The organism is Bartonella sp. AA126HLJHH (assembly GCF_042197425.1).
Classification (GTDB): domain Bacteria; phylum Pseudomonadota; class Alphaproteobacteria; order Rhizobiales; family Rhizobiaceae; genus Bartonella.
This window is the reverse complement of the sequence record NZ_JBHIRU010000081.1, coordinates 1-1,500: the sequence shown is the minus strand read 5'-3', so window position 1 is coordinate 1,500 and position 1,500 is coordinate 1. Positions and strand designations below refer to the sequence as shown.

Below are 1,500 nucleotides of genomic sequence, written 5' to 3'. Positions count from 1 at the left end.
ATCTACCTACTTTTTATAAGGCACCCTTAAGGTTCCCTTATGCAATATTTCCACCAGCAACTCCAATGATAGAGCAAATGCGAGCGTTACGCGGCTTTAAATCTAGTACCCATAGGTGTTATGGTAATGCGGGTGATGCGTGTGAACGTGATTATGAAACACATCATAATGATAATACAAAAATTTATGCACCTCATGCAATTTTGGATAATTTAGGTTTAGGTTATTTATGGAGAAAAAAATGAATACACTGTTTAAATTATTGAGTGGGATAGTTTTATTAAGTATAGCTGGATGTGACATTGAAAACATTGACAAACCTGCTCCAGGGTACGTGAATATGTGGGAGAAGACAGGAGCAGATTCTACTGAGGTAGGAAAAGCCTTATTAGAATGTGGAATGCCGAGTCTTATCGATCCTGATTCAGAAAATAGAGAGAGAAGCAACAATGCAAAAGCAACAACTTATGCTTGTATGATTCAAGCAGGATTTCACTATAAAGATAAATGGGGAGGAACTTGGTGTCAAAACTATAAAGCCGAAAACTTGCCCATTTGTCAGCCTAGTGCTGTCATCCCGAAGAGAAGTGTCGAAAAGCGCTTAAACAGCCCGTTTTGTAAAAGGTATAAAAATGCATCTGAATGCAAGCCTTAAGTCTTTCTTGTAATGACCAACAATGCGCCATCCTTGCCTTTGCTTGGAATGGCCGGATTGTTCCATCAGCCAACCATCTCAACACCCGAGCCTCCATAATTGTTATGGTGATGCGAGTGATGCGTGTAGATGGAATTACGGTTCATTTGGTTTTAACAAACTTTATTCAACGAGAACAGGGAACAAAAAATGAAAATGTTGTTTAATTTATTAAGCCTGCTCATTCTGTTAACGGTTACTGGATGTGATATTGAAAACATTGATAAACCTCCTCCAGGAGAAGTAGCAGGGTGGAAGAAGCCAGGAGCAGACTTTACCGAGGTAGGAAAAGCATTGCTAGAATGTGGCATGCCACACCTTAATTATCTTGAGGATGAAGTTCGAAAGCTAAGCAACAATGAAATAGCAACCATTGATGCTTGCATGATTCAATCAGGTTTCCGTGATAAAGGGAGAGCTAGCTGGTGCTCTCCTTTTAACGGTAGAGACCTCCCCATTTGTCAGCCTGGTGCTGTCATCCCGAAGAGAAGTGTCGCAAAGCGCTTAAACAGCCCGTTTTGTAAAAAGTACAAAAATGCGGATGAATGCCAACCTTAAGTTTTGCTGTTTGTGACGATCAACAATCCGCCATCTTTGCCTTTGCTTGGAATGGCGCGATTGTTTCCTCACGCACATTATTTAACGGATGAAGAACAACAGAATTTACAAAAAGGTTCTGATGGCAAGGTTCATGTTTTCCTCAATGGTATTTTTACAACACCAGATGATGCAGCCCATAATGCGGTTCAGTTGGCTGATAACAAGAATGATCCACACTATTTTCTGATGTTCCCTCATAGCGATTC

General features: G+C 40.5%; 3 protein-coding genes and 2 pseudogenes. All 5 read left to right on the top strand.

What is annotated here, in order from left to right:
* Nucleotides 1-245, top strand: a pseudogene (locus ACFIQC_RS09785) (hypothetical protein); the annotation flags it as partial.
* Nucleotides 242-655, top strand: coding sequence for a hypothetical protein (locus ACFIQC_RS09780; RefSeq protein ID WP_375707129.1), 414 nt, complete (start codon nucleotides 242-244; stop codon nucleotides 653-655). The pseudogene ACFIQC_RS09785 and the gene ACFIQC_RS09780, both read left to right, overlap by 4 nt.
* The gene (locus ACFIQC_RS09775; protein WP_375707128.1) at nucleotides 643-861 is read left to right on the top strand and encodes a hypothetical protein; all 219 of its coding nucleotides are present in this window, start codon (nucleotides 643-645) and stop codon (nucleotides 859-861) included. The genes ACFIQC_RS09780 and ACFIQC_RS09775 overlap by 13 nt, the downstream gene beginning before the upstream one ends.
* On the top strand, nucleotides 845-1,252 hold the full coding sequence (locus tag ACFIQC_RS09770; protein ID WP_375707127.1) for a hypothetical protein: 408 nt from the start codon (nucleotides 845-847) through the stop codon (nucleotides 1,250-1,252). Before ACFIQC_RS09775 ends, ACFIQC_RS09770 begins: the two co-directional genes overlap by 17 nt.
* 12 nt (nucleotides 1,253-1,264) lie before the next feature.
* Nucleotides 1,265-1,500, top strand: a pseudogene (locus ACFIQC_RS09765) (filamentous hemagglutinin); the annotation flags it as partial.

Bases quoted from the DNA above. Each gene is read 5' to 3' on its own strand.
- ACFIQC_RS09780 (WP_375707129.1), top strand. From the start codon at position 242: ATGAATACACTGTTTAAATTATTGAGTGGGATAGTTTTATTAAGTATA.
- ACFIQC_RS09775 (WP_375707128.1), top strand. From the start codon at position 643: ATGCAAGCCTTAAGTCTTTCTTGTAATGACCAACAATGCGCCATCCTT.
- ACFIQC_RS09770 (WP_375707127.1), top strand. From the start codon at position 845: ATGAAAATGTTGTTTAATTTATTAAGCCTGCTCATTCTGTTAACGGTT.